The 24516-nt window shown below is 67.4% G+C and carries 27 protein-coding genes; 20 read left to right on the top strand and 7 right to left on the bottom strand.

Features of this window, described 5'->3' with window-relative positions; genetic code table 11:
* Positions 1-235 precede the first annotated feature (235 nt).
* From AB0B64_RS18925 to AB0B64_RS18915, 3 genes are all read left to right on the top strand, one after another.
* On the top strand, positions 236-1258 hold the full coding sequence (locus AB0B64_RS18925; RefSeq protein WP_357949844.1) for a GDP-mannose 4,6-dehydratase: 1023 nt from the start codon (positions 236-238) through the stop codon (positions 1256-1258).
* A gap of 77 nt (positions 1259-1335) precedes the next feature.
* Positions 1336-1893: a helix-turn-helix domain-containing protein gene (locus AB0B64_RS18920; protein WP_357949846.1), complete on the top strand. Its 558-nt coding sequence runs from the start codon at positions 1336-1338 to the stop codon at positions 1891-1893.
* Positions 1886-2716, top strand: coding sequence for an SRPBCC family protein (locus tag AB0B64_RS18915; RefSeq protein ID WP_357949849.1), 831 nt, complete (start codon positions 1886-1888; stop codon positions 2714-2716). Before AB0B64_RS18920 ends, AB0B64_RS18915 begins: the two co-directional genes overlap by 8 nt.
* Here AB0B64_RS18915 and AB0B64_RS18910 read toward each other — a convergent pair.
* Complete coding sequence (locus AB0B64_RS18910) at positions 2713-3177, bottom strand: MarR family transcriptional regulator (protein ID WP_357949852.1); 465 nt, start codon at positions 3175-3177, stop codon at positions 2713-2715. The genes AB0B64_RS18915 and AB0B64_RS18910 overlap by 4 nt on opposite strands.
* Before the next feature lie 76 nt (positions 3178-3253).
* On the opposite strand from AB0B64_RS18910, the gene AB0B64_RS18905 reads away from it, so the two are divergent.
* The 4 genes from AB0B64_RS18905 to AB0B64_RS18890 all read left to right on the top strand — a co-directional run bounded on the left by AB0B64_RS18905 (position 3254) and on the right by AB0B64_RS18890 (position 6704).
* On the top strand, positions 3254-4120 hold the full coding sequence (locus AB0B64_RS18905) for an LLM class flavin-dependent oxidoreductase (RefSeq protein WP_358178645.1): 867 nt from the start codon (positions 3254-3256) through the stop codon (positions 4118-4120).
* Positions 4121-4246: 126 nt separating this feature from the next.
* Complete coding sequence (locus AB0B64_RS18900; RefSeq protein ID WP_358178643.1) at positions 4247-4810, top strand: hypothetical protein; 564 nt, start codon at positions 4247-4249, stop codon at positions 4808-4810.
* A 368-nt stretch (positions 4811-5178) separates the two neighbouring features.
* The gene (locus AB0B64_RS18895; protein WP_358178641.1) at positions 5179-6009 is read left to right on the top strand and encodes a hypothetical protein; all 831 of its coding nucleotides are present in this window, start codon (positions 5179-5181) and stop codon (positions 6007-6009) included.
* A gap of 89 nt (positions 6010-6098) precedes the next feature.
* Positions 6099-6704, top strand: a complete 606-nt coding sequence (locus AB0B64_RS18890; protein WP_357949864.1) for an SMI1/KNR4 family protein — start codon at positions 6099-6101, stop codon at positions 6702-6704.
* Positions 6705-6789: 85 nt separating this feature from the next.
* Here AB0B64_RS18890 and AB0B64_RS18885 read toward each other — a convergent pair whose 3' ends face one another.
* The 3 genes from AB0B64_RS18885 to AB0B64_RS18875 form a co-directional block, all read right to left on the bottom strand.
* Complete coding sequence (locus tag AB0B64_RS18885) at positions 6790-7083, bottom strand: hypothetical protein (RefSeq protein WP_357949867.1); 294 nt, start codon at positions 7081-7083, stop codon at positions 6790-6792.
* Positions 7076-7636, bottom strand: coding sequence for an RNA polymerase sigma factor (locus AB0B64_RS18880; RefSeq protein WP_358178639.1), 561 nt, complete (start codon positions 7634-7636; stop codon positions 7076-7078). The genes AB0B64_RS18885 and AB0B64_RS18880 overlap by 8 nt, the downstream gene beginning before the upstream one ends.
* A gap of 221 nt (positions 7637-7857) precedes the next feature.
* Positions 7858-8520 carry an NAD(P)-binding domain-containing protein gene (locus AB0B64_RS18875; RefSeq protein ID WP_357949873.1) on the bottom strand — a complete coding sequence of 221 codons (663 nt, stop codon included), beginning with the start codon at positions 8518-8520 and terminating at the stop codon, positions 7858-7860.
* A gap of 101 nt (positions 8521-8621) precedes the next feature.
* Here AB0B64_RS18875 and AB0B64_RS18870 point away from each other — a divergent pair, with 101 nt between their 5' ends.
* Positions 8622-9008 (top strand): helix-turn-helix domain-containing protein, encoded by a 387-nt coding sequence (locus AB0B64_RS18870; protein ID WP_358178637.1) that lies wholly within the window; start codon positions 8622-8624, stop codon positions 9006-9008.
* A gap of 305 nt (positions 9009-9313) precedes the next feature.
* On the opposite strand, the gene AB0B64_RS18865 is transcribed toward AB0B64_RS18870, so the two are convergent.
* The gene (locus tag AB0B64_RS18865; protein WP_357949878.1) at positions 9314-9709 is read right to left on the bottom strand and encodes a hypothetical protein; all 396 of its coding nucleotides are present in this window, start codon (positions 9707-9709) and stop codon (positions 9314-9316) included.
* Positions 9710-10075: 366 nt separating this feature from the next.
* Between AB0B64_RS18865 and AB0B64_RS18860 the strand changes: the two genes are divergently transcribed.
* From AB0B64_RS18860 to AB0B64_RS18850, 3 genes are all read left to right on the top strand, one after another.
* The gene (locus tag AB0B64_RS18860; protein ID WP_358178635.1) at positions 10076-11662 is read left to right on the top strand and encodes an alpha/beta fold hydrolase; all 1587 of its coding nucleotides are present in this window, start codon (positions 10076-10078) and stop codon (positions 11660-11662) included.
* A gap of 174 nt (positions 11663-11836) precedes the next feature.
* Entirely contained in the window at positions 11837-12652 is an 816-nt protein-coding gene (locus AB0B64_RS18855) for a class I SAM-dependent methyltransferase (RefSeq protein ID WP_358178633.1), read from the top strand.
* A gap of 162 nt (positions 12653-12814) precedes the next feature.
* On the top strand, positions 12815-12967 hold the full coding sequence (locus AB0B64_RS18850; RefSeq protein ID WP_358178631.1) for a hypothetical protein: 153 nt from the start codon (positions 12815-12817) through the stop codon (positions 12965-12967).
* 243 nt (positions 12968-13210) lie between these two features.
* On the opposite strand, the gene AB0B64_RS18845 is transcribed toward AB0B64_RS18850, so the two are convergent.
* Entirely contained in the window at positions 13211-14398 is a 1188-nt protein-coding gene (locus tag AB0B64_RS18845) for a cytochrome P450 (RefSeq protein ID WP_357949889.1), read from the bottom strand.
* A gap of 261 nt (positions 14399-14659) precedes the next feature.
* A complete protein-coding gene (locus AB0B64_RS18840; RefSeq protein ID WP_357949892.1) occupies positions 14660-15433 on the bottom strand; it encodes an SDR family oxidoreductase in 774 nt (257 codons plus the stop codon).
* A 104-nt stretch (positions 15434-15537) separates the two neighbouring features.
* Here AB0B64_RS18840 and AB0B64_RS18835 point away from each other — a divergent pair, with 104 nt between their 5' ends.
* The 9 genes from AB0B64_RS18835 (at position 15538) to AB0B64_RS18795 (ending at position 24451) form a co-directional block, all read left to right on the top strand.
* Complete coding sequence (locus AB0B64_RS18835) at positions 15538-16140, top strand: TetR/AcrR family transcriptional regulator (RefSeq protein WP_357949895.1); 603 nt, start codon at positions 15538-15540, stop codon at positions 16138-16140.
* Between the two features lie 599 nt (positions 16141-16739).
* The gene (locus AB0B64_RS18830) at positions 16740-17585 is read left to right on the top strand and encodes a fumarylacetoacetate hydrolase family protein (protein WP_357949897.1); all 846 of its coding nucleotides are present in this window, start codon (positions 16740-16742) and stop codon (positions 17583-17585) included.
* Positions 17582-18892, top strand: a complete 1311-nt coding sequence (locus AB0B64_RS18825; RefSeq protein ID WP_357949899.1) for an L-fuconate dehydratase — start codon at positions 17582-17584, stop codon at positions 18890-18892. The genes AB0B64_RS18830 and AB0B64_RS18825 overlap by 4 nt, the downstream gene beginning before the upstream one ends.
* Positions 18889-19623 carry an SDR family oxidoreductase gene (locus tag AB0B64_RS18820; protein ID WP_357949902.1) on the top strand — a complete coding sequence of 245 codons (735 nt, stop codon included), beginning with the start codon at positions 18889-18891 and terminating at the stop codon, positions 19621-19623. The genes AB0B64_RS18825 and AB0B64_RS18820 overlap by 4 nt, the downstream gene beginning before the upstream one ends.
* Before the next feature lie 74 nt (positions 19624-19697).
* Positions 19698-20723 carry a sugar ABC transporter substrate-binding protein gene (locus tag AB0B64_RS18815; RefSeq protein ID WP_357949905.1) on the top strand — a complete coding sequence of 342 codons (1026 nt, stop codon included), beginning with the start codon at positions 19698-19700 and terminating at the stop codon, positions 20721-20723.
* A gap of 29 nt (positions 20724-20752) precedes the next feature.
* Entirely contained in the window at positions 20753-22204 is a 1452-nt protein-coding gene (locus AB0B64_RS18810) for a sugar ABC transporter ATP-binding protein (RefSeq protein ID WP_357949908.1), read from the top strand.
* Positions 22201-23193 carry an ABC transporter permease gene (locus tag AB0B64_RS18805; protein WP_357949910.1) on the top strand — a complete coding sequence of 331 codons (993 nt, stop codon included), beginning with the start codon at positions 22201-22203 and terminating at the stop codon, positions 23191-23193. The genes AB0B64_RS18810 and AB0B64_RS18805 overlap by 4 nt, the downstream gene beginning before the upstream one ends.
* A complete protein-coding gene (locus AB0B64_RS18800; protein ID WP_357949913.1) occupies positions 23193-23498 on the top strand; it encodes an L-rhamnose mutarotase in 306 nt (101 codons plus the stop codon). The genes AB0B64_RS18805 and AB0B64_RS18800 overlap by 1 nt, the downstream gene beginning before the upstream one ends.
* On the top strand, positions 23495-24451 hold the full coding sequence (locus tag AB0B64_RS18795) for an aldo/keto reductase (RefSeq protein ID WP_357949916.1): 957 nt from the start codon (positions 23495-23497) through the stop codon (positions 24449-24451). Before AB0B64_RS18800 ends, AB0B64_RS18795 begins: the two co-directional genes overlap by 4 nt.
* Positions 24452-24516 lie beyond the last annotated feature (65 nt).

Raw genomic sequence — 24516 nt, 5'->3', positions numbered from 1 at the left:
TATGCACCCAGAGATGGGCGTGTACCGTGAAGATGACCTTAGTCCGAGAAGGCTACCATTCGGTAGGTCATCTGGAATTGTTCACAACTGCCGCCAAAGGCCGTGCGAACTGCGATGTTGGCATGACCGAGCGCGGTTCGGTGGAACGTGTTCTAGGAGGCTCTGGTGCTGTATCGAGGCGCTTAGCTGTACATTCCCGTCCAAACGGACGCGGTCGTGATAGTGGGAGGACCCCTTGGCCAGGCGCGCTCTGATCACCGGCATCACCGGCCAGGACGGTTCCTATTTGGCGGAGTACCTGCTCGGTCAGGGGTACGAGGTGTGGGGCCTGGCGCGAGGTCAGGCAAACCCGCGCGTGTCGCGGCTGCGCAAGCTGCTGACCGATGTCCAGGTGGTCCGCGGCGACCTGCTCGACCAGGGATCGCTGATCTCGGCCGTGGAACGGGTTCAGCCCGATGAGGTCTACAACCTGGGCGCCATCTCGTTCGTACCCATGTCGTGGGAGCAGGCGGAGCTCACGGCCGAGGTGACCGGGATGGGCGTGCTGCGGATGCTGGAGGCCATCCGGGTGTGCTCGGGCGTGTCGCGTGGCAGCGCCGCCTCCGGCCAGATCCGCTTTTATCAGGCTTCGTCCTCCGAGATGTTCGGTCAGGTCAGCGAGACGCCGCAGACGGAGCGCACCGCGTTCCACCCGCGCTCTCCATACGGCGTGGCCAAGGCGTACGGGCACTTCCTCACGCAGAACTACCGCGAGTCCTACGGCATGTACGCCGTCTCCGGCATCCTGTTCAACCACGAGTCGCCCCGGCGGGGCGCCGAGTTCGTCACCCGCAAGGTCTCGCTCGGCGTGGCGCGCATCAAGCTCGGCCTCGACACCGAGCTCCGGCTCGGCAACCTGGAGGCACGGCGGGACTGGGGTTTCGCGGGCGACTACGTACGGGCCATGCACCTCATGCTCCAGGCCGGCACCCCCGAGGACTACGTGATCGGCACCGGGCGCATGAAGTCGGTCCGTGAGCTGGTCGAGGCCGCCTTCGCGGCGGCCTCCCTCGACTGGGAGCAGTACGTCGTCACCGACCAGGCCCTGCATCGGCCCGCCGAGGTCGACCTGCTCTGCGCGGACCCGAAGAAGGCCCGGGTGCAGCTCGGCTGGGAGCCGACGATGCCGTTCGACGAGCTGGTGGCGACGATGGTCGAAGCCGACCTGCGCCTGCTGTCGAACGGCGGCGACCCCGACCAGGACAGTTCCTGGCCCTGATCCACCCCCATTGGCAGTGCTCCTTCGAGCGCGCCCCATTGACAAAATTCTGTTTTACGTAAAGGATTGTTTTTGCGATGAGAGATGTCCTGTACCTAGAGCAGATCGAGCAGGCCGAGGCACTGCTCAAGCCGCAGCGCGTCGAGGTGCTGCGGCAGCTGGCCGAGCCGCGCACCTGCACCGAGGTCGCGGCCCGGCTCGGTCAGACGCCACAGCGCGTCTACTACCACGTCAAACGGCTGGTGGACGCCGGCCTGGTCGACCTGGTGTCGGAGCGCAAGGTGCGCGGTGTCCACGAGGGCATCTACCAGGCCAGCGCTCGCGCGTACTGGCTGTCACCCCGACTGGTCGGCCGGATCGGCGTGCGCAGGGTGCAGGACGAGCTGAGCCTGGGCTACCTGCTGGACCTCATGGAGGAGGTCCAGGCCGACATCGCGAGCCTCGACAGGACCGCGACGGAGCTGCCGTCGATCGGGCTGTCGGGGGAGATCCACGTGCGCCCCGAGAACCGTCAGGAGTTCCTGCACGAGCTGCAGGGGATGCTGCAGGACCTGTTCACGAGGTACGGCGGAGCGGAAGGTGACGCCTTCAAGCTCGTCGTCGCCTGTTACCCCAAGGGAGATGAACATGAGTGAGCCGATGACCGTCCGCGCCCGCGTCCAGGCACCGGTGAAGGAGGTGCACCACGCGCTGACCGACGCCGCGACGATGCGGCTCTGGCTGGCCGAGCACGCTGAGGTGCAGCTGCCGGACCGCTACGGGTTCTGGGGCCGCCACACCCCCGAAGGCGACGCGCCGCACCAGCGCCCGCTGCACGTCGACGACCACACGGTGCGCTTCTCCTGGCTGCTGGACGGCGTGGACACCACGGTCGAGTTCGGCCTGGAGGAGGAGAGCCCCGAGACGACCATCGTGTCCGTCTCGCAGACCCACTTCGACTTCCAGGAGGCGCTCGCCGAGTCGACGATCCGCGGCGTGATCCAGACGTACTGGTGCCTCATGCTGGCCAACCTGGCCGAGCACTTCGACGGCCGCCCGCTCACCCCGAAGCCCGACTTCACCTCCTCCGACCTGCGGGCGGAGGTGCTGATCGCCGCTTCGGCGGAGAAGGTCTTCGACTCGCTGATCGACTCGGAGTCGGTGACCCGCTGGTTCGGCTTCCCGATCGAGATCGAGCCGCACGTCGGCGGCCGTTTCGCCATGGGCGGCCTCGCGGACAACCCCGACCCGGCGAAGATCGTCGAGCTCGAGCCGGGGCGCCGGCTGTCGGTCGACTGGGGCGGCGTCGGGGTCGGCACCTGGGAGCTGGCGGAGTCCGGCGGCAAGACGCGGCTGACGATCGTGCAGAGCGGATTCGGCCGCTCGCCGTACGCGGCCTGGAGCGGCATCCTGTCCGGGCTCTCCGAGCTGCGCCGCTTCCATGAGATGGCCGACTGGAGCCCCATCTGGGTGTCCTAGTCGCCCTTCTCCCCAAGGTGGGTCAGCACGGTCTCCGCGACGGCCCCCAGAACGTCGATCTGCTCCGGCGTCAGCAGATCGATGAAGTGGCGGCGGACCGACTCCACATGATCGGGAGCCGCCACCTCGATGGCCCGCATTCCCTCCTCGGTCAGCACGATCACGGCGCCGCGACCGTCGCTCTCGCACTCCTCACGGGTGACCAGGCCGCGCTGCTCCATCCGTGAGATGTGCCGCGACAGCCTGCTCTTCGACCACAGCATCCGCTCGGCCAGCTCGGTGAGCCGCCCCCGACGCCCCTCGGCCGATGACAGGGACGACAGTACGTCGTAGTCGGGCGCCGACAAGCCCGAGTCGCGCAGCAGATCCCGGCTCACCTGGGCGTCCAGGAGCAGCCGCATCCGGCGGTAACCGAGCCAGGCCCGGAACTCCGCTTCGTCCAACCAACGCGGGTCACCCATGCCACCCAGATTAGTTGACGTGTAACCAACTTTGGATTTAGGTTCCATGTAAACCAAATGATGGGAGGCGGACGCGATGTCGAGTGGATTGTCGGGTGCGATGTTCGGCGTGGGCATTTCGGCCTCGGCGGCTCCCGGCGCCGATCCGGTCGGGGACGCGCGGCTGGCCGAGGAGCTGGGGTTCGACTTCGTGTCGATGTCCGACCATCCGTGCGGGACGTCGCCGACGTACGAGATCTGGACACTGCTCACCTGGATCGCCGCCGCCACCTCGCGGATCCGCGTCGCCACGCGGGTCCTCGGGGTGCCGTACCGGCCGCCGGCGATGGTGGCCAAGATGGCGGAGTCGCTGCACCGGCTCTCGGGCGGCCGCCTGATCCTGGGGCTCGGGGGCGGCTATTCGGACGAGGAGTTCCGAGCCTTCGGGCTGGGCGTACCGACGCCGCGGGAGAAGGTGGATGGCATGGTGGAAGCGATTCACATCATGCGCGGGCTGTGGTCGTCTCCGTCGTTCACGTACGAGGGCGCCCGGTATCACACGCTCGACGCCTCGCTGGAGCCCAAGCCGGTCGGCCCGATCCCCATCTGGCTGGGGACGTACGGCAACCGGGCGCTGGCGGCGACCGGGGAACTGGCGGACGGGTGGATCCCTTCACTGGGGTTCGCCCCGCCTTCGGTGGCGGCGGAGATGCGTTCGCGGGTGCTGGAGTCTGCTGGGCGGGTGGGGCGGGAGGTGGAATGCGTGTACAACGTGCCGGTCCTGGTCGGCGGATCCTCGTCCTCTGCGGTGGCGGGCTCGTCAGAGGAGGTGGTGGAGAAGTTGCTGGAGTTCGTCCGGCTGGGGTTCACCTCGTTCAACTTCATGCCTGTGGGGGACTTCCGGGAGCAGATGGAACGACTCGCGACCGACGTCCTTCCGGCATTGCGCGCATTCTCTTCCTAGCGCCTAAGATCCACCCCAAGCCCCGTAATCGCGGACCGGACAAGACGGCACTTTCCGCGCCGAGGGGAATCTTTAGGCAGTCCGTGCCTCGTGTTCTCGGGAGATGGAATGAGCCATGGAAAACGCTTGAACCTGCCAGTCCGCCTCCTACTGGCTTCTCTGATGCTCGTCGCCGCTTCCGGCTGCTCTTTCGCCTCAAAGGCGATGGCACTGGACTGCATCAACAACCCCACGGATCCATGGTCCGAGCTCGCAGGCCAAGACGCTATCCTCCGACAACCGCCGCCTCATACCGAACCGCTGGGAGATCAGTATGTATCGGCGGCGTGCGCGGACGATAACGCTATCGCGGAGGTCGGGCGCCGATACAGATTCAACGGCTCTCCTCTCGAGATCGCCACCTATTACAAAGAGCAAGCTCGCGCGGTCGGCTGGATTCTGTCCAAGGACGGCACCGGAGATCTAAGAAGGCGCCATCAAACAACAGAGGGATGGCCTTCCGAGACGTGCTTCTCAAAGAATTTCGGCGACTTCACGGCAGACCTCCAGCTCGATTTTGACTTCTGGTCATCGGACGTGGAGAAGGACCCTTCCGTGCAGACCTACTGGTTGGAGATATCGTTCTCCCCAGATGGGGGTAACTGTGCGAATTCGGTGAAGGGTGCCACGGGCACTCCCTATCGACCTTGATGTGAAGCTGCGCCGATCGGGGCCAGCGTGGCTAGATACCCTCGGAAAACCACGGTCACCTCCCCCTTTCGGAATACCTCCGCAAGCGTGCGGTGGCACCAGTCGCGCGCCTGCTCGGCGCTGTCGTCCCCGCGTGCGATGGCACTGTCCACGTTGACCTGGCCCAGCACGTAGCGGAGATAGTCGCTGAAGGATCGGCCCAGATCCGCAGCGGGCTCCGATCGCGCGGCCGATCTGGGTGGCGGATCAACCTCCCAACGGGCGATCTCTGATCAACTACTCCGTGGCTGTGGGTGACCTGTTTCAGCTATCCACAGAATCGGATTCGGCGCCTCTTGCCCATCGTCTCTTCCCTCATTCTGAACGGCGTGAACGAACCCTCGCTGCTCGAACGTGCTCAGCGCATTACGCGGCTGATTCCCCAGGCGGTCGCCTGCCGCCGTACGGCCGCCCACATCTGGGGCCTGCACGTGCTGAGCCTCGACACCACCGAAGACGACTGGCCGGTAGAGCTCATAGCCCCCGGCCACCTGGCGATCCCCGGCTGCGTCACCCACGTGACCACTCTGCCCGCCGACGACATCACGGAGCACAAGGGCGTCCGCCTCACCACCCGGGAGCGCACGGCCCTCGACTGTGTCCGCTGGCTTCCCCGCCTGGAGGCCGTGGCCGCTCTGGACCAGTTCCTCCGGCACGGAGTGGACCTGGAGGCACTCTGGCACCAGTCCACTTCATGGCACCTACGCGACACGCTCAGCCTCGCCGACCGGGGCGCCGGTTCGCCCCGGGAGAGCTGGCTGCGCGTGATCCTCGTGGACGGCGGCCTGCCCAGACCCACCACCCAGGTCCGCGTCTCCCTGTCGGATGACCGCTTCGCCTACCTCGACCTCGGCTGGCCGGAGTTCCAGGTGGCGGTCGAGTACGACGGTCAGCGGCACCACACGTCGGCCGCCGACCAACTCCGCGACGAGCAGCGCCGCGCAGAGCTACGCGCACTCGGCTGGCGGGTCATCGTCGTCCGCCGGGACGTCATCCCCGGGCAGACCGCCGACCTGCTCCACCAGGCGGCGGACACCCTCATCCAGCAGGGCTGGCAACCAGGCGCCCGCCAGACGATCCGCATCCTCTCCCGCATCAGATCCGCCCGCCGACGACGACGGTTACCTGATGCGGGCGAGGCCGCCCTTGCACCACATTAGCCAGCAGACTATGCCGAAAGTCGCGTTGTTCGTTGTTTGCGGTCAAAGGGGTGCTGGTCCTCGGACGAGCGAGGCTAGGGTGTGTGGTCATGGTGACGGAAGCGTGGGCGCGGATCGAGGAGTGGCTGGCGCGGCATACCCCCGCCAGCGCGGCCGCGCTGGCTCCACCCGCCGACCCGGCCGACGTCGCCGCCGCCGAAGCCGCGCTGGGACTCGCCTTCCCGCCTGAGCTTGTCGAGTCGCTGAGCCGCCACGACGGCCAACGCATCTGGGCGAACATCCTGCCCGAAGGGCCGCCGCTGTCGACCGCCGGCATCGTCGACCACTGGCGCGCGTGCATGGACGTCGCCGTGAGCGTCGATGGGCTCACCCCGCACCGGCCGGGCGCCGAACCGTGGTGGCACGAGCGATGGGTACCGTTTGCCGGCGCGGACGGCGATGCGCAGGTGATCGACCTGCGGCCCGGGCCCGGGTATGGCCGGGTCGGCTGGACCGCGCACGACGGCCTCGGCGACTTCGATGCTGCCTGGCCCACGCTCGGCGCCTACCTCACCGAGGTGGCCGACGCGCTCGCCGTGGGTGCTGCGGTGCGTTACTGGGTGCCGTACCTGACGGTCGACGGCGAGCTGTGGTGGAGCACCGAAAATCCGGAGGTTGCGCCCCCGGGTATCAGGCGTTTTCTCCCGACTCCCTGACACGGCGCACGTGGCAATCCGGTAGAGGTGCCGGGAACCACCGACACGATTTCCGAGACCGGACAAGTAGATCTGCGGCATCGGTTTACGAGCTGTCGTCGGCGGGGTGCGATCCAGGAGAGGGGGCCAGGGTCAGTTCACACCGGCCATCTACGCAGGAGCGCCGCACCCGGCCCATCGAAATGGTCTTTATCAAACCGATGGCCCAGCAGGTCGGACACCCTCGCAGGGCGAGCAGACCAGCCGGTGCGAGCAGCAAGCCGCCCAATCCAACCGCTGGAATCAGGGCGACCGAACCGACCAGCGCGCCGAATCCCACCAGGCCGCGCACCAGGTGTCGCGGCAGAGAGGCGCTGGCAAAGCTGCGATCGTCAGTCATCGTTGTCTCCCGCGGCTGTGCCAGGTGTGCCCTGCAGCGTGTCGTGCACCGTTGCGCGGGCGCGATGCAGCCGCGACTTCATAGCGGCGGTGCTGAGGCCGAGCGCATCGGCGACAACCCGTCCGCGATAGCCGAGAACATCTCGCATGATCAAAACGTGTCGCTGATCGGTGGGCAGAGAAGCGATCGCCGAAGCCACCCGGTCGGCTTCCAACCGCTGCAATACCTCATCCTCGGCCGACCACACGGTGGCGTCCACGACCGGTTCATGGTGTCGCACCAGCCGCCGCGTCCGCCGCAGGCACTCGTTGCGGACGATGCGAAACATCCATGACGCCAGCGCACCGGACGCCCGCAACGTGCCGATCTTGCGGTACAGAATGATCAACGCCTCCTGCGCGGCGTCTTCAGCATCTTCCGGCGAGGCACACATGGAGTAGGCGAATCGCTGCACATGCGGGTGCGCGCCGGACACCAGCGCGGCGATCGACTCGACGTCGCCATCCCGCGCGGCGACAACCAGCTGCTCAACCGGCCAACTCACCTCAGCCACGCGACCGACCCCGCCGACGCAGCACCACGACGGTGCACGCGCACAAGAGCACAGCCGCGACGACGATACCAAGGAGCATGACAACCTCCTGAACCTGTCCCGACGCTGTTGCCGGGTACAGGTATAAGAGACGCGAACCCCACCAAAGGATTCACCCAGCACCCCAAGACCGGAACTCATCCAAGGGGTGCCCTCTCCTAAAACCCATGAACGGGTCGATGTCAGGCGTCAGAGTGGGCGAAGGCCTCCTGAAGGGGCGGCAGCATCTGGCGAGCGTCGTACCCGGCGAACCACAGGCCGACCACGAACACACTCACGGCTTCCAGGTATCGCGCCCGCCTCAGCCCACCTGCCCGTACCGGCTCGAATCCCAGATCGCTCACCAGACCGGCGACCACCTCCACGGCCCGCTCATCGTCGCCGCACAGCGGCACCCCCAGCCCGCGCCCTGCGTGGGAGGTCCACACCTCCGCGGCGCACATGTTGAACGCCTTGACAACCCCCGCCTCAGGGGCCAGCCTGGCCACCCGCTCGGCCACCGCGTCGTCGGCCAGTAGGAACGAGTTCGGCGCGTCGGTGAACGCGTCAGGCTCGTAGGCGTTGGTGCAGTCGATCAGCGTCCGCCCGGCCAACGCGCCGTCCGCCGCGCCGACCCCGGCGAGAATCCCGTCCACCGACAAGGCCGGTACGGCCAGCAGCAACGCCTCGCCGTGCTCCGCGGCGGCCCGCAGATCACCGCCACAGGCGCCCGCCCCGATCGCCTCGGCCAGCTTGCGCGCCTTCTCCTGCGACCGAGCGCCGACCATCACCTCGTGCCCGGCCCGCGCCCATCCCGATCCCAGCGCCTCGGCCATCTGCCCGGCCCCGAGTATGCCAATACGCATGTCTTTCCCTCTTCCTCGCCTGAACCGCAGCTTCCCGCGAAGACAGTAGGCGTGCCGATAGGCACCTCCAGGTGTCCAACGGATGCGGGAGACTGGCGAATGTGGACCACCACGACGACGCTCCGTTCGAGCCCTACGGCGACTTCGTCGCCGACTGCCCGGCCCGTCTGGCCGTGGACCTGTTCGCCCATGCCTGGCTGCCGGTGGTGGTGTTCGCCCTAAAGGAGGGGCCCATGCGCCCCGGTCGGCTCCGCCGGGAGATCGGCGGCATCAGCCAGAAGGTGCTCACTCAGACCCTGCGTCGCATGGAACGCTGTGGCCTGGTCGAACGCCGACGCTATGCCGAGGCCCCGCCGCGGGTGGAGTACGAGCTGACCCAAGCGGGCAAGGACCTGCTGGTGCCGATCCGTGCTCTGGGCGACTGGGCCTTCCGCCACGCCGACACGGTTTTGACCGCCTACGACGGCTCCGCCCGCACGGCCGGCTGACCCGCACGGCCGGCTGACCCGCACGGCCAGGCGAGCCACGGCCGGATCAGCCGACGAGGCGAGTGCGTCCGCCTCACTACTCGGGAGCGCACGGCCCTCGACTGCGTCCGCTCGGGCCTCACGCCTTGCGAAACGCAGCCGCCCAGCATCGACTGCATATCCCCATTCCCGAGCGGCTTTGGCCATCCATGGCGGGATTTGCCGTCGTTGGTAAGAAAAAGGGCGGCCTGCCAGCGTGTCCGAGGGTACGCTGGCAGGCCGTTTCAGGTTACTAAGGCAACCCATGTGCTATGCAGTCACCGGTATCAGTAAGTGTGGCAAGGGGAGCCGTGAGATTCCCAGTCTGCGGTATTAGGGTTGTAATACCAGAGCTTGGCGCAGAGCCGCTTGCCGGCGACCGACGCATGCGAGCCAAACTTTTGGCCTCTGGTGCCGCCTGAGTATTGGTAGTCACCGGTTCCGCCGTACCGGGCACCGTTGGCGGCGTACCAGATGTCTATGTGATAGGTCCCGCTATTGCCGGAGTTCTGCTGGACGTCGACCCGATTGTCGGCACTTACGCCGATCCACATCCAGCCATCGTTTTCGGCCAGCGCGGGTGACGCGCCGACGGTCGCGATCGTGCCGGCGAACAGCACGCCGAGGGCTGCGCCGGTAATGCGCCGGCGAACGGAGCGGCGGGACTTCGATCGCGTTTCCATAGAAACCTCCATGGGTCGTCCGGTCGGAATTGCGACGGCCTGAGATGACACCCAACCGCCGCTACTCATGACCTTCCAGCATCCGATAATGCGGAGACCAGGACAGCCGCCGGACATTTAGCGGACATCGGAAAATAGGGGTCTCCGGCCGTCCGGGAACATGTTCTCGGACGGCCGCGACGCGTGATCGCCGGTGGCGGCGACCTACTCGCCGAGTTCCTGTTCGTTCAGCCTGGGGGGATTTTGTCAGGGCGGTCGCGGGCTCACGTCCGGAGAGACGAGTCCCCACAGGGCGAGTGCCTGCGGCCCGGCGGCCGTTTTCCTGGAAACAGGAAGGAAACAACCGCTGCGTTACAACTGGTCCGCATGACGTACCGAAGATCACTGACGGCATTGGCATTGGCGCTGGCGGGGCTGGCGGCGCATCCTTCCGCGGCGGGCGCCACCGCTGAGGCCGGCCCGAGCGCGAGCGTCACCGCGAACCCCAGCCCGAGCTCCGGCGTACCGTCCGTTCAATGGAAATCCTGCCCGGACTACTCCGATGAGGTGATCCAGAGTCTGCGCGTGACGCAGGAGCAGGTTCCGGCCTTCCGTACGCTGATGAAGCGCCTGGAGTGCGGGACGGTCGGCGTCCCGCTGGACCACCGCGACCCCGGCGGGCGGAAGATCGACATCGCGGTGACCCGGCTGGCCGCCACCGACAAGGCCCACCGGCTCGGCGCGACCGCCGTCCTGCCAGGAGGGCCGGGCAACAGCGGATACCTGGACCCGATCCTGCGGGCCGCGCTCAGGAACGAGGAGATGGCCAAGCTCAACGAGCGATACGACATCATCGGCTTCGACCCGCGCGGGGTCGGGTACAGCACCAAGGTCGCCTGCCCCACCTTGCCAGGAGGCCCGCAGGAGCCGGGCGCCCTGACCAAGGAGGCGGCCAGGAAGATCTACGACGGCCAGGTCTCCGCCAACCAGAAGTGCGGACGCTCCGACGCCGCCTTCCTCGGTCAGCTCACCACCGGCAACGTGGCCAAGGACCTGGACCTGGTGCGGACCGCACTGGGTGAGCGCAAGCTCAACCTGCTCGGCTTCTCCTGGGGCACCTACCTGGGCATGGTGTACCGCAGCCTGTTCCCCGAGCACACCGGACGGGCCTTCCTGGACAGCGTGGCGCCGCCGTGGACCCGTTTCGACGAGCACGTCAAGGACAGCGCGGAGGCGGCCGAGCGTGACTTCGGGCGCATGGCCACCTGGCTGAGCCGCCGGGATGAGACCTATGGTCTCGGTGCTACCGCCCGGCAGGTGCGCGAGCAGGTGGCCAAGCTGGTCCGCGACTACGACAAGAGCCCCAAGACGTACACCGACCTGCCGCGCCCCATCGACGGCTCGGCCGTCGCCGACCTGGCCAAGCGCAACTCGACCGAGTGGGTACGGGCGGGCAAGGCACTGGCCGAACTGCGGACGGCGACGGGCACCACCGCCCCGCCGACCGTCAAGGAGATGCTCAGCGGCGGTCAGATGATGGGTACGCCCGTGCCCGGCGCGCCCGAAATGCTGAACATGACCATGAACTTGGCGGTCGCCTGCAACGAGGACAGCAGCCGGGCCGGTTTCGACACCGCCTGGCGTACCTACCAGGAGCTCGTGAAGCGTCATCCGGCGACCGGCCGGTCCTGGGGACTGGGTGTCATGTGTGCCGGCTGGCCGCTGCCGGTGCAGCAGGCCACGTTGAAGCGGAGCAGCGGGTCGCTGGTACTGGCGGGGCACCTGTACGAGTTCATGTCCGTCTATGACTGGACGCTGCAGACGCGGCGCGCCATCGGCGGCACCGTCTACACGGTCGCCGACGACGTGCACGTGTCGACCACCCGGGTGCCCGAATGCGCCGCCGAGGTGGTGCGGTACTTCGAGACGGGCCGGATCGGCAGAGGCTGCGAGGGCAGCGCGATCCCGAGCTGACCATCGGTTCCCGGGCGCGGTGTTCCCGCGACCAGGAAAAGGATCTCCATCGTTAATCGTGCGACAGCGTGCGGCCTTGCCGGCTTTTCGCCACGCGGCTGGGTCCCGCTGTCGTTGAATTGAAGCCATTCACAGACTTCACGAAATTCTTGAAATAAGTTTAGTGTTGCTGTCATGAAGGACACCGAACTCATCGGGGTGCAGAAGACCCTCAGCCCTGTCCTGAAGGCCAAAGCACTGGACAACCGACTGCCGGACCCGATCCTCGGCGACGAATATGCCGAGCAGGCGATGCGCCGCCTCGACCCCGGCTACGACAGCCGCAGATTCGGCACCAGCCAGATGGGCCTCGCCGCCGTGGTGCGCACCAAGGCTCACGACGACTGGGCCCGAGGCTTCCTCGCCGATCACCCCGACGCGGTGGTACTGCACCTGGGCTGCGGCCTCGATGCCCGGGTGTACCGGATCGACCCGCCCGCCACCGTCGACTGGTACGACCTGGACTACCCCTCAGTCATCGAGCTGCGGCGACAATTCCTGCCGCCGCGCGAGCACTACACCCTGATCGACTCCAGCGTCACCGACCTGACCTGGCTGGAACGCATCCCCCGGGGGCGGCCGGTGCTGATGATCGCCGAGGGGTTGGTGCCCTACCTGACCGAGACTGACGTCCGGCGGCTGCTGACCAGCGTGGTCGATGCCTTCCCCACCGGCCAGGTACAGTTCGACACGGTGCCGGTCTGGGCGTGGCGCACTTCGAAATGGGATCCCACGCTGCGCAAATACGGCGCTCAGTTCCACTGCGGCTTCAACGACCCGGCAGAGCCGGCCGATTGGCACCCGCGGCTCGAATACGTCGACGAGGCGCCGATGTACGACGCACCGGTGCTGATGGCCAAGGCACCCGCGGGCGTACGCCGCATGTACCGCCTCCTGAACCTGCTGCCGGGCCTGAAGCGGTCCACCCGTATCGTGCGGTTCCGCTTCTGACACGGCCGATGGTCGGTACTGCGGCCGTCGTTCGCCGCGTTCCATCTCCTCATCCAGCCCTTGTTCTTGATCGATGGGCTTAGTAGTGCCGTGGCCTCGAGGCTGTCAGCCGCTGGCGGAAACGCAGGCGATCTCGGTGCGCCCCCTGGGTAGATTCGGGCAGTGCCCGAGCTGAAGCAACTGCATGCTGGTCATGCTCCGGCGGTCCTGGCCTTCGAGCTGGCGAACCGCGCCTACTTCGCCGCCTCGATCTCTGATCGCGGCGACGACTTCTTCGACCAGTTCACCCGACCGGTACAACGCCTTGCTGGCTGAGCAGGAGGCCGGCGTCTGCGCTTTCTACGTACTCATCGCCGAGGACGGCTCGGTGCTCGGCAGGTTCAACCTGGTCGACATCGAGGATCGCACACCCTACGGGCGGCCACCGCCCACAAGAATGCCGCGTCCCAGAAGGTGCTGACCAAAGCCGGGTTCGTCCTGGTCGGCCCAGCTGACCCGGCCGACCTCGGCGGCAAGCCAGGCAGTTGGTACCAGCGCGACTTGGCCGGCTGGTCGCGATCAGTCCATGACGACCGGTAGCTCCTTGATGCCGTTGATGAAGTTCGACCGTAGGCGCCGGGCCTCTCCCGTTTGCCGCAGTCGGGGATACCGCCGGGCCAGTTGCTCGAACAGCACCCGCAACTCCAGCTTCGCCAGGTGATTGCCCAGGCAGAAGTGTGCCCCACCGCCACCGAAACCGATGTGCGGGTTCGGGCTGCGGCCGATGTCGAATACCTCGGCATCGGGGAAAATGGAGGTGTCCCGGTTCGCCGCCGAGTAGAAGACCACGACCTTGTCGTCCTCGCGGATCTGCTGGCCGCCCAGCACCGTGTCCGCCGTGGCCGTGCGCCGGAACAGGTTCACCGGTGACACCCACCGGACGATCTCGTCGGATGCCGTGCCCGCCAGCGTGGGATCTGCGACGAGCCGCTGCCACTGCTCGGGGTGCTCGAAGAGGGCGAGCATTCCGCCGGAGGCCGCGTTGCGGGTGGTCTCGTTGCCGGCGACCACCAGCAGGAGGACGAACAGATCGAATTCATCCTCACCGAGGGTCTCGCCGCTCTTCTCGTCGGGCTGGATGAGCTTGGTGACGATGTCGTCGCGCGGGTTCGCCTTGCGCTGTGCGGCCAGTTGGTTGGCGTACGCGTACACCTCCATAGCCGCATCGCCGCCCTGGTCCTCCGAGGTGGCGTAGTCGGGGTCCTGGGCGCCGATCATGCGGTTCGACCAGTTGAAGATCTTGTCCCGGTCCTCGACCGGGGCGCCGAGCAGTTCGCAGATCACGTAGAGCGGCAGCGGAGCCGCCACCTCGGTGACGAAGTCCGCCTCGCCCGAGCACTTGTCGAGAAGGTCGTCGCAGATATCCCGGATGTGCTGTTCGAGCGCTCCAATCGTGCGCGGCGTGAACCCCCGGTTGACCAGCGACCGCCGCCGCGTGTGCTCCGGTGGGTCCTGGTTGAGCATCATCAACCGCTGGAGCGCCCGCTGGTCCTCGGTGACCTCGTCGAACAGTGCCAGTTTCCTGGACGAGGAGAAGAGGTCCGAGCGCCGAGACACCTGTACGACATCGTCATATCGGGTGACGGCCCAGAAGTCGGGCTCGCCCTCGTGCCGGTGTACGGGATCGTTGTCGCGCAGCCAGCGCAACTGCTCGTGTGGCGGGCCGGAGGTCGCGTAACGGTCCTGGTCGACGAGGTCAATATGCACTCGAGCTCACCTCGGGCCTGTGGAGTGATCAAGCGCTTGGTTAAGCGCCTTATTGAAACGTGTTCTATTACGCCCTGCTGCCTCAGTCAACCGCCCGCCCCGCCATCATCCCGATCCCTGCCATCCTGGCCCGCCGACGCTGCCAAGCCGGCTCTGTCATGCCTGAGGCGGACTCATCTTGTCTGCTCGTCCATGATCATGCCAACCTGTCCGCCCATCCGTCCAGCGGCCCAGCTCTTGCCCTCTCAGCTCTCTCTCAGTTCATAGCCCGGCACCTCCCGTCGCGTCGATGACCCGGCCTGTCACCCAGCGCGCGTCGTTGGAGGCGAGGAAGGCCACGATGTCGGCCACGTCTTCCGGTTGTCCGACCCGGCCGAGGGCGGCCAGGGCTGCCGCATGTGCCTCGGCCTGCGGATTGCCCCGCAGCCAGGCCGCATTGACATCCGTGTCGACGATCCCGGGGGCCACCGAGTTGACCGTGATGCCCCTTGGGCCCAGTTCCTTGGCGAGGTTGAGGGTGAAGGTGTCCAGTGCGCCCTTGGTGGCGCCGTAGGCGATGATCTCCGGCATGGCCAGGCGGGCCGCACCGCTGGAGATGTTGATGATCCGGCCTCCGTCACGCAGGCGCGACAGCCCCTGCTGCACGATGAAGAACGGTGCACGTACGTTCACGGCGAAGATCTCGTCGAAGCCGTCCTCGGTCAACGAGGCGAGCGCCGCGCTGCGCCCTATGCCGGCGTTGTTGACGATGATGTCGAGCTTCCCGTCGGACGCGTGGTCTTTGCCTGCGGCGTCGAAGGCGGCCCAGAGGCGCCTCGCGTCGCCGTGCCGTCCCAGCTCGGCGCGCAGTGCGAAGGCCAGCCCGCCGTTCTTCCGGATTCGCTCGACGGTCTCGCCGGCCGCCGTCTCGTCCCGGGCGTAGGCGACGCCGACGGCGGCACCGTCCCGGGCGAGTCGTTCGGCGATGGCCCGGCCGATGCCTCGGCTGCCGCCCGTGACCAGCGCGACCTTGCCCTCAAGTGCTTCTGCTGCCATGGCTGTTGACCGCCTTCCCATTTCTTGAGCGATGACTCAAGAAATGAACGTAGCACGCTTTCTTGAGTGCTCGCTCTAAAATCAGGGGCATGAATGGACCAGGCGTGAAGCGCGGACGGCCACCGGCGTTCGACCGCACGACGGCCCTGGCAGCCGCAACGCGACTGTTCTGGGAGCACGGTTACGAGGCCACCACCATCGGCGAGCTGACCCGGGCGATGGACATCAAACCCGGCAGCCTGTATGCGGCGTTCGGGGATAAGAAATCCCTGTTCAAAGAGGTTGTCCACGCCTACGGGCGCTCTCCCGTCGGTGCGTTCATCGGCACCGCCCTGGAAGAGGAGCGCACAGCCCGGGGCGCGTTCCGCCGCATCCTTCGCGAGGCGGCCGCCGTCTATCCCGACCCCTCCCACCCGGCCGGCTGCCTGACCATCAGCGCCGCCACCAACGTCACGGTCCAGGACGCCGACATCTCGGCATTCCTGAGCGACCTCCGCAACGCGAACCTGGCCGCCTTCGAAACCCGCCTGACGACCGCGCAGCGGCAGGGCGAGCTATCCGCCGCAGCCAACCCTCGCGCCTTGGCCGCCTACTTTGCCGCGATCATCCAGGGCATGTCACAGCGGGCCCGCGACGGCGCCACGGCCGCAGAGCTCACCGAAACCGCGGAACTGGCCCTGGCCGCCTGGCCCCAAGCGCGAGGCTGATCGCCGCCCGGCAAGAAGCCCCGGCAAGAAAACGAGCTCTAACCGCGCTCGCCGCCTACGCCCTGCCGGGCTGCGGTTCCAACCGTTTGCCGGACAGTCCTCGGTTTTGGGGTTGGTGTGGTTGGTGGCGTCGCTGGGTTGCGAGGGTGAGGGTCGGAGGGGCGGAGGGCTGGTCGTGGGGGATGGGGGATGGTGTCGTACGTGGGGCATTGTGGTGATTCATCGGGTGTTTGAGGGGCTTTGATGGAGGTTTACCCGTTAAGTGGGGCTTGTGGGTGAGGCGGATGGGGAAGGCTGCGAGGTGGGTGAGCCCCGGTTCGCCCGGCAATTTATGCTAGACCTCCGAGGATCCACCCGTTACGCAGGTGAAAGGAGTCCGGTATGGGGAACGGGGGCCATCCGATGTATGTGACGGCCACTCGGTGGACCTTCCCGCGAAGGTCGGGCGAAGCCGGTCACTGCAACCGTTTGTAATGCGACTTCAGCGCCACTCTCGACCCCTATGGATCCGATGTATCGCGCGTGGAGGCTTGACAGGCCCTACCCAGGCCGACCAGCATCATGCTAGATACATCCGATGTATAACTTAAGGATGCGGTGTGAAGCTGCTGCGAGTAGGACCCGTCGGCCAGGAGCGTCCGGTGGTGATGGACGGCGCCGGTAACCTGCGCGACATCGGAGAGCCCGAGATCGATGGGGCTTTCCTCGCTTCCGGGGGAGTGGCGCGCGTCCGCGACGCGCTCGAGCGCGACGCGCTGCCCGTGATCGCGGCCGAGGGGCTGCGCGTGGGCGCTCCGGTCGCGCGACCAGGCAAGATCGTCTGTATCGGGCTGAACTACAGCGACCACGCGGCCGAGTCCGGCGCGGAGGTGCCGGCGGAGCCGGTCGTGTTCATGAAGGCCACCAACACCATGGTGGGCCCCTACGACGAGGTGCTCGTACCGCGCAACAGTCTGAAGACTGACTGGGAGGTGGAGCTGGCCGTCATCATCGGTAAGCGGGCCCGCTACCTGGGCAGCCGGGAAGAGGCGCTCGACGTCATCGCGGGGTACGCGGTGGCCAACGATGTCTCTGAGCGGGAGTTCCAGCTGGAGCGGGGTGGCCAGTGGGACAAGGGCAAGTCGTGCGAGACGTTCAATCCGCTCGGGCCTTGGCTGGTGACCGCCGATGAGGTGGCCGACCCGCAGAACCTGACCATGCGGCTGTCGGTGAACGGCGAGGTGCGCCAGGACGGCGTCACCAAGAACATGATCTTCGATGTGGCGGAGATCGTCCGGTACCTGAGCCAGTTCATGGTGCTCGATCCGGGAGATGTGATCAACACCGGCACTCCGGCCGGCGTCGCCATGGGGATGCCCGGCCAGCCGTACCTGCGCGCGGGTGACGTGATGGAGCTGGAGATCGAGGGACTCGGCCGCCAGCGCCAGACAGTGGGCCAGGCATGACGACTCCCGACGGACAGAAGAGCAGCTACCGGATCGTGGAGTTGGAGACGCACGACATCCGTTTCCCCACCTCCCGGGAGCTGGACGGCTCCGATGCCATGAACCCCGACCCCGACTACTCCGCCGCCTACGTGGTTCTCAAAACCGATGACGGCTACGACGGGCACGGGTTCGCGTTCACCATCGGGCGCGGCAACGACGTACAGACCGCGGCGATCAGCGCCCTCGAGTCGTACGTGATCGGCAGGGACGTCGAGGACCTGGGCGCCCTCTACAAGGAGATGGTCTACGACTCGCAGCTGCGCTGGCTGGGCCCCGAGAAGGGCGTCATGCACATGGCGATCTCCGCCGTGGTCAACGCGCTGTGGGATCTGAAGGCGAAGCGGGCGGGCAAGCCGCTCTGGTTGCTGCTGTCCGAGATGACCCCCGAGGAGATCGTCGATCTCATCGACTTCCGGTACCTGAGCGACGCCCTGACGCCCGAACAAGCCCTAGAAATCCTGAAAAAGGCGGAAAAGGGGAAGGCGCAGCGGGTCGAGGACATCAAGCGCGAGGGGTATCCCGCCTACACCACCTCCCCGGGCTGGCTCGGCTACGACGACGACAAGCTGCGCCGGCTGTGCAAGGAGGCGCTCGACGCGGGCTTCGGCCAGATCAAGCTCAAGGTGGGCGCCGATCTCGACGACGACATCCGACGTTTCCGGGTGGCCCGCGAGGTGTGCGGGGCCGACTTCCCCATCGCGATCGACGCCAACCAGCGCTGGGACGTGGGCGCGGCCATCGACTGGGTGAACGCTCTAAAGCAGTTCAACCCGCACTGGGTGGAGGAGCCGACCAGTCCCGACGACGTGCTCGGCCACGCCGCCATCGCCGCGGGGATCAAGCCCATCCCGGTGGCCACCGGCGAACACGTGCAGAACCGGATCGTGTTCAAGCAGCTCCTGCAAGCGGGCGCGATCTCGTACCTGCAACTGGACTCTGCTCGGGTCGGCGGTGTTAACGAGAACATCGCGATTCTGCTGCTCGCGGCCAGGTTCGGCATCCCCGTCTGTCCGCACGCCGGCGGCGTGGGGCTGTGCGAGCTGGTGCAGCACCTGTCGATGTTCGACTACGTGGCCGTGACCGGCACGATGGAAAACCGGGTGATCGAGTACGTCGACCACCTGCACGAGCATTTCGTCGACCCCGTGGTCATCGAAGGCGGCCGGTACGCCGCCCCCAGCGCGCCGGGCTTCAGCGCGGCGATGCACCCTGAATCGATCGCCGCCCACACTTTCCCCGGCGGCGAGGTCTGGAGGGACGCATGAGTCTTAAAGCGATTGTCACGGGCGGCGGAGCCGGTATCGGCCTCGCCACGGCCACGTTGCTCGCCGAGCGCGGCATGAAGGTCGCCTGTTTCGACATCAACCCGCCCGGTGATCCGTTCATCGGCATCAAGGTGGACGTCACGGACGACGCCGGCGTACGCGCGGCCGTGGCCGAAGCGGCCGAGCGGCTCGGCGGTATCGACATCGTGGTCAACAACGCGGGCATCGGGGCGCAGGGTACGGTCGCCGACAACCCCGACAGCGAGTGGCAGAAGGCGTTCGACGTCAACGTGTTCGGCATGGTCCGGGTGACCCGGGCGGCGTTGCCGTACCTCAGGCAGTCGGAGCACGCGGCGGTGGTCAACACGTGCTCGATCGCGGCCACCGCGGGCCTGCCGAACCGGGCGCTCTACAGCGCGACCAAGGGTGCGGTGCTGTCGCTCACGCTGGCGATGGCGGCGGATCACGTACGGGAGGGCATCAGGGTCAACTGCGTCAACCCCGGCACAGCGGACACCCCGTGGGTCGGCCGGCTGCTCGACGCGGCCGACGACCCGGTGGCGGAGAGGCAGGCGCTGAACGCCAGGCAGCCGATGGGCCGCCTGGTCAGCGCGCAGGAGGTGGCCGCGGCGATCGCCTACCTGGCCGGGCCCGAGGCCGGCGCGACGACCGGCACCTCGCTCGCGGTCGACGGCGGCATGCAGGGACTACGGCTCCGGCCGGTCAACTGAACGAGTCGACGGACAGCCAAGCCCAGTCGAGGGCCGGTCAAGCAGAGGCATTCGAGGAAGGTAACCCCCCCACCATGAAGTTCGGTCCTTTAGCCGCAGGCGCGGCCCTCTTGGCGGTCATCACCGCGTGCGGTTCCGGAGGTCAGACAGCAGCCGGAGGAGGCGGCGGCGGGAAGGTCGGCATCGACCACCCGCGCGCCGACTCCGACTTCTGGAACTCCTACATCAAGTACGTCCCGCAGATGGCCGGCGAGCTCAAGGTCGACCTGATGCCCGCGACGAACTCGCAGAACGACGTGACCAAGCTGGTCAACAACGTTCAGGCGCTGATCGGCCAAGGGGCCAAGGCGATCGTGATGGCGCCCCAGGACACCGGCGCGATCGCCACGACCCTCCAGACGCTGGCGAACAAGAAGATCCCCGTCGTGACCGTCGACACCCGGCCGGACAAGGGTCAGGTCTACATGGTCGTACGCGCCGACAACCGGGCGTACGGCACGAAAGCCTGCGAGTTCTTGGGCGAGAAGCTGGGCGGCAAGGGCAAGGTCGTCCAGCTGATGGGCTCCCTGAGCTCGATCAACGGGCGCGACCGGGCTGAGGCGTTCCGGGAGTGCATGAAGACGAAGTTCCCCGGGATCACGGTCTTCGAGGAGCCGACCGAGTGGGAGGGCAGCAAGGCCGCGTCCATGCTGCAGACCAGGCTGGAGCAGAACCCGGACATCAAGGGCATCTATATGCATGCCGGTGGTGTGCACCTGGCCCCGACGCTGCAGGTGCTGAAGCAGAAGGGCCTGCTCGTCCCGCCGACCGATCCCAAGCACGTATTCGTGGTCTCGAACGACGGCATCCCGCAGGAGTTCGAGGCGATCCGCAAGGGCGACATCGACGCCACGGTGTCGCAGCCCGCTGACCTGTACGCGAAGTACGCCCTCTTCTACGCCAAGGCGGCGATCGACGGCAAGACCTTCAAGCCGGGACCGACCGACCACGACAGCACGATCATCCAGCTGCCGAACGGCCTGGAGGACCAGCTTCCCGCCCCGCTCGTCACCAAGGACAATGTGGACGACAAGAACCTCTGGGGCAACCAGGTCAAGTAATGAAAAATCATGTTGAAGCCCGAAATGTCGTGAAGCGCTTTGGCCCCACCACGGCGCTGAACGGCGCGGGCATCGCGATCGCCGAGGGGGAGACCCACGCGCTCGTCGGCAGGAACGGCGCCGGAAAGTCCACCCTGGTGTCGATTCTCACCGGGCTTCAGCGGCCGGACGAGGGCGAGGTGCGGTTCTCGGGAGAGGCGGCGCCCGCCCTCGCGGACCGCGACGCCTGGCGGCAGCGGGTCGCCTGCGTGTACCAGAAGTCGACGATCATTCCGGCGCTGACCGTCGCCGAGAACCTGTTCCTCAACCGCCAGACCACCGGCGGCATGATCAGCTGGCGGACACTCCGGGCGAAGGCCCGCGAACTGCTCGCCACGTACGAGGTGGAGGTGGACGCGGAGGCACTCGCCGGCGACCTGAACGTCGAACAGCGGCAGCTCGTGGAGATCGCCCGCGCGCTGTCGTTCGGCGCGCGGTTCATCATCCTCGACGAGCCGACGGCCCGGCTGGACGGTCCGGCCATCGAGCGGCTGTTCACCCGCATGCGGGCGCTGCGCGAGCAGGGCGTGACGATGATGTACATCTCCCACCATCTCGATGAGGTGTACGAGATCTGCCAGAGCGTCACCGTCTTCCGCGACGCCCGGCATGTCATGACCAGATCGGTCGCCGAGCTGCCGCACGACGAGCTGGTGGCGGCGATGACGGGCGAGGCCACGGCGGCGTACGAGGCCAGGACCCGCGGCGCCGCGAACGGCGACGTGGTCCTGTCGGCCGAGAGACTGTCGCTGGCCGGCCGCTTCCAGGCCGTCGACCTGGCGGTCAGGAGCGGCGAGGTGGTCGGGCTGGCCGGATCCGGCAGCAGCGGCAAGGTCGGCCTGGCCGAAACCCTGGTCGGCCTGCGCAAACCCGACTCGGGCACCGTCACGGTCAACGGCACCCAGGTCAGGCCGGGCGACGTACCGGCCGCCCTGGGGGCGGGCCTCGGCTTCGTGCCGGAGGACCGCAACCGCGAGGGCTTCGTCCCGCTGCTCTCGGTGGGGGAGAACGGCACGCTTCCGATCGCCCGCAAGCTCGGCAGGTACGGCCTCATCTCACCGACGAGACGCCGGAACAAGGCCTTGCGACTGATCGAGGATCTGGACATCAAGACCGAAGGGCCCGACCAGCCCGTCGGTGATCTGTCTGGAGGAAACGCGCAGAAGGTGGTGTTCGCGCGGGCGCTGGTCGACGACCCGTCCGCGCTGGTGGTGATCAACCCAACCGCGGGCGTCGACGTCAAGGCCAAACAGGCCCTGCTCGGCGCCGTCGAGGACGCGGTCGAGCGGGGAGCGGGAGCCGTACTGGTCTCCGACGAGCTCGACGACCTGCGCATCTGCGACCGGGTGCTGGTGATGTTCCACGGCAGGGTCGTGAAAGACGTGCCGCGTGGGTGGACCGACCATGAGCTCGTAGCCGTGATGGAAGGCATTGAAGAGTGACAACCACACTGTCTGCGCCGGCCCCCCGGGTGCGGCTCGCCAGGTTCCGGGACCTCACGCTGGTGCCGGTGATCCTGATCCTGCTCATCGTGGGCGCGTTCCTGGACCCGATCTTCTTATCGGTCGGCAACCTGACGAACGTACTCCAGCAGCAGGCGTCGATCTCACTGCTGGTGCTGGCCGAGGCGCTGATCCTGATCGCCGGCAAGTTCGACCTGTCGCTGGAGTCGACGGTCGGCATGGCTCCGGCGATCGCGGTGATGCTGGTGATCCCGGCGTCGGCCGGTGGGTTCGGGCTCGGCCTGCCCGGGCCGTTGGTGATCCCGCTCTGCCTGCTGATCGGGGCGGCGATCGGGGTGTTCAACGGGTTCCTGATCATCAAGTTTCAGCTGTCGGCGTTCATCGTCACGCTGGCCATGCTGATCATCGTGCACGGCCTGCAGCTGGGCCCGACCGAGGGCAAGACGCTGTTCGAGCTGCCCGACTCCATCCTCTACCTGGGCAGCGCCATCTGGCTCGGCCTGCCGGCGGCGATCTGGATCGCGGCCGTACTGTTCGCGGCGGGCATCGTCGGGCTCGGCTACTTCCGGCTCGGGCGCTCGCTCTACGCGATCGGCGGCAACGCCGACGCGGCGCGGGCGGCGGGCATCCGGGTGGACCGGGTGCTGTGGGGAGTGTTCATCCTCGGCGGTACGCTCGCGGCACTCGCCGGCGTCCTGGAGACCGGACGGCTCGGCGCCATCGGCTCCAACCAGGGCGTGGGCTGGATCTTCATGGTGTTCGCCGCGGCCGTCATCGGCGGCGTCAGCATGGACGGCGGCAAGGGCACGATCCTCGGTGCGCTCACCGGCGTGCTGGTGATCGGCCTGGTCCAGAACATCCTCACTCTCAAGGGCGTCTCCGGTTTCTGGCAGCCGGTCGTCTATGGGTGCATCATCCTGATCGCACTCATCATCAGCCGGATCGCCGGCGGAAAGGCCCAGGACTGATGGAACGCATCGCACTGCGTACCAGGCTCAAACCCGGTTACGAGGAGACCTACGACCGGGAGCACGCGAGCATCCCCGCCGAACTGGAGGCGGTCATGCGGGCCAACGGCGTGCACTCCTGGCGCATCTTCCGCGACGGACTCGACCTGTTCCACTTCGTCGAGGTCGACGACTACGCCGCGCTGCAGGCGGCGCTCAAGGACGATCCCGCCGACCAGGCGTGGCAGGTCCAGATGAACCGGCTGCTCGACGGCGACTTCGACAAGGGCGCCGGCGGGCTCGCGCTGGTCTGGGAAATGACGTGACGAATGCTGACCTGGAGAACGACATGATCGAACTGCCCCGCCACGGCTTCGGAGCGGCGCCGATCGCCGGCCTCTATGAGGCGGTCAGCGACGAGCAGGCCCGCGCGACCGTGGACGCCGCCTGGTCTCATGGCGTGCGGCTGTTCGACACGGCCCCGCACTACGGGGTCGGCCTGTCCGAACGCCGCCTCGGCGCCGCACTCGCCGGGCGCGAGGGCTACGTGCTCTCGACCAAGGTCGGCCGCCTGCTGGTCCCCTCCACCATGGGCGGTCGTGACGAGCAGGGCTTCGACGTACCGGCCGCTTTCGAGCGCGTCTGGGACTTCTCGGGCGACGGCGTACGGAGATCTCTGGAGGAGTCGCTGGCCCGGCTCGGCCTGGACCGCGTCGACATCGCCCTGATCCACGACCCGGACGCCCACGCCGACCAGGCCATCAGCGAGGCGTACCCGGCGCTGGCCGAGCTCCGCTCGCAGGGCGTGATCGGCGCGATCGGCGTCGGCATGAACCAGTGGCAGGTGCCGCTGCGCTTCGTCCAGGAGACCGACATCGACGTGGTCATGCTGGCCGGCCGCTACACGCTGATCGACCAGTCGGGGCTCCCGCTGCTCGACGCCTGCGCCGACCGGGGCGTGCGCGTGCTCGCGGCGGGCGTCTTCAACAGCGGCCTGCTGGCCACCTCCGCCCCTGGGGGCACCTACAACTACGAGCCCGCTCCCGCCGAGGTGCTCGACCGCGCCAGACGGATCGCCAAGGTCTGCGAGAGGTACGACGTGCCGCTCCCGCAGGCGGCCATGGCCTTTCCGCTCCGGCACTCGGCGGTGGCCTCGATCGTCATCGGGGCCCGGTCGCCGGAGGAGGTGGCGAGCAACGCGGCGCTCTGGGAGCGTCCGGTGCCCGACAACCTGTGGTCGGAACTGGAGGCCGAGGGCCTCCTGTCGCGACCGGCCTAGCTCTCGAGACCGGCTTCGCTCTCGCGACCGGCCTACCGTGGATCGCTGAACGTCCCGGCCACGTC

The sequence above is a fragment of the Nonomuraea sp. NPDC049129 genome (assembly GCF_040648495.1).
Taxonomy (GTDB): domain Bacteria; phylum Actinomycetota; class Actinomycetes; order Streptosporangiales; family Streptosporangiaceae; genus Nonomuraea.
Note: the sequence above shows the minus strand (reverse complement) of the source record. Positions and strands in the feature narration are given on the sequence as shown.

What these genes read in the sequence shown, in the direction of transcription:
- AB0B64_RS18865 (WP_357949878.1), bottom strand. Translation starts at nt 9,709, where the DNA reads ATGGAAACGCGATCGAAGTCCCGCCGCTCCGTTCGCCGGCGCATTACC.
- AB0B64_RS18860 (WP_358178635.1), top strand. Translation starts at nt 10,076, where the DNA reads ATGACGTACCGAAGATCACTGACGGCATTGGCATTGGCGCTGGCGGGG.
- AB0B64_RS18820 (WP_357949902.1), top strand. Translation starts at nt 18,889, where the DNA reads ATGAGTCTTAAAGCGATTGTCACGGGCGGCGGAGCCGGTATCGGCCTC.
- AB0B64_RS18840 (WP_357949892.1), bottom strand. Translation starts at nt 15,433, where the DNA reads ATGGCAGCAGAAGCACTTGAGGGCAAGGTCGCGCTGGTCACGGGCGGC.
- AB0B64_RS18825 (WP_357949899.1), top strand. Translation starts at nt 17,582, where the DNA reads ATGACGACTCCCGACGGACAGAAGAGCAGCTACCGGATCGTGGAGTTG.
- AB0B64_RS18915 (WP_357949849.1), top strand. Translation starts at nt 1,886, where the DNA reads ATGAGTGAGCCGATGACCGTCCGCGCCCGCGTCCAGGCACCGGTGAAG.
- AB0B64_RS18890 (WP_357949864.1), top strand. Translation starts at nt 6,099, where the DNA reads ATGGTGACGGAAGCGTGGGCGCGGATCGAGGAGTGGCTGGCGCGGCAT.
- AB0B64_RS18920 (WP_357949846.1), top strand. Translation starts at nt 1,336, where the DNA reads ATGAGAGATGTCCTGTACCTAGAGCAGATCGAGCAGGCCGAGGCACTG.
- AB0B64_RS18855 (WP_358178633.1), top strand. Translation starts at nt 11,837, where the DNA reads ATGAAGGACACCGAACTCATCGGGGTGCAGAAGACCCTCAGCCCTGTC.
- AB0B64_RS18910 (WP_357949852.1), bottom strand. Translation starts at nt 3,177, where the DNA reads ATGGGTGACCCGCGTTGGTTGGACGAAGCGGAGTTCCGGGCCTGGCTC.
- AB0B64_RS18815 (WP_357949905.1), top strand. Translation starts at nt 19,698, where the DNA reads ATGAAGTTCGGTCCTTTAGCCGCAGGCGCGGCCCTCTTGGCGGTCATC.
- AB0B64_RS18800 (WP_357949913.1), top strand. Translation starts at nt 23,193, where the DNA reads ATGGAACGCATCGCACTGCGTACCAGGCTCAAACCCGGTTACGAGGAG.
- AB0B64_RS18885 (WP_357949867.1), bottom strand. Translation starts at nt 7,083, where the DNA reads ATGACTGACGATCGCAGCTTTGCCAGCGCCTCTCTGCCGCGACACCTG.
- AB0B64_RS18875 (WP_357949873.1), bottom strand. Translation starts at nt 8,520, where the DNA reads ATGCGTATTGGCATACTCGGGGCCGGGCAGATGGCCGAGGCGCTGGGA.
- AB0B64_RS18905 (WP_358178645.1), top strand. Translation starts at nt 3,254, where the DNA reads ATGTCGAGTGGATTGTCGGGTGCGATGTTCGGCGTGGGCATTTCGGCC.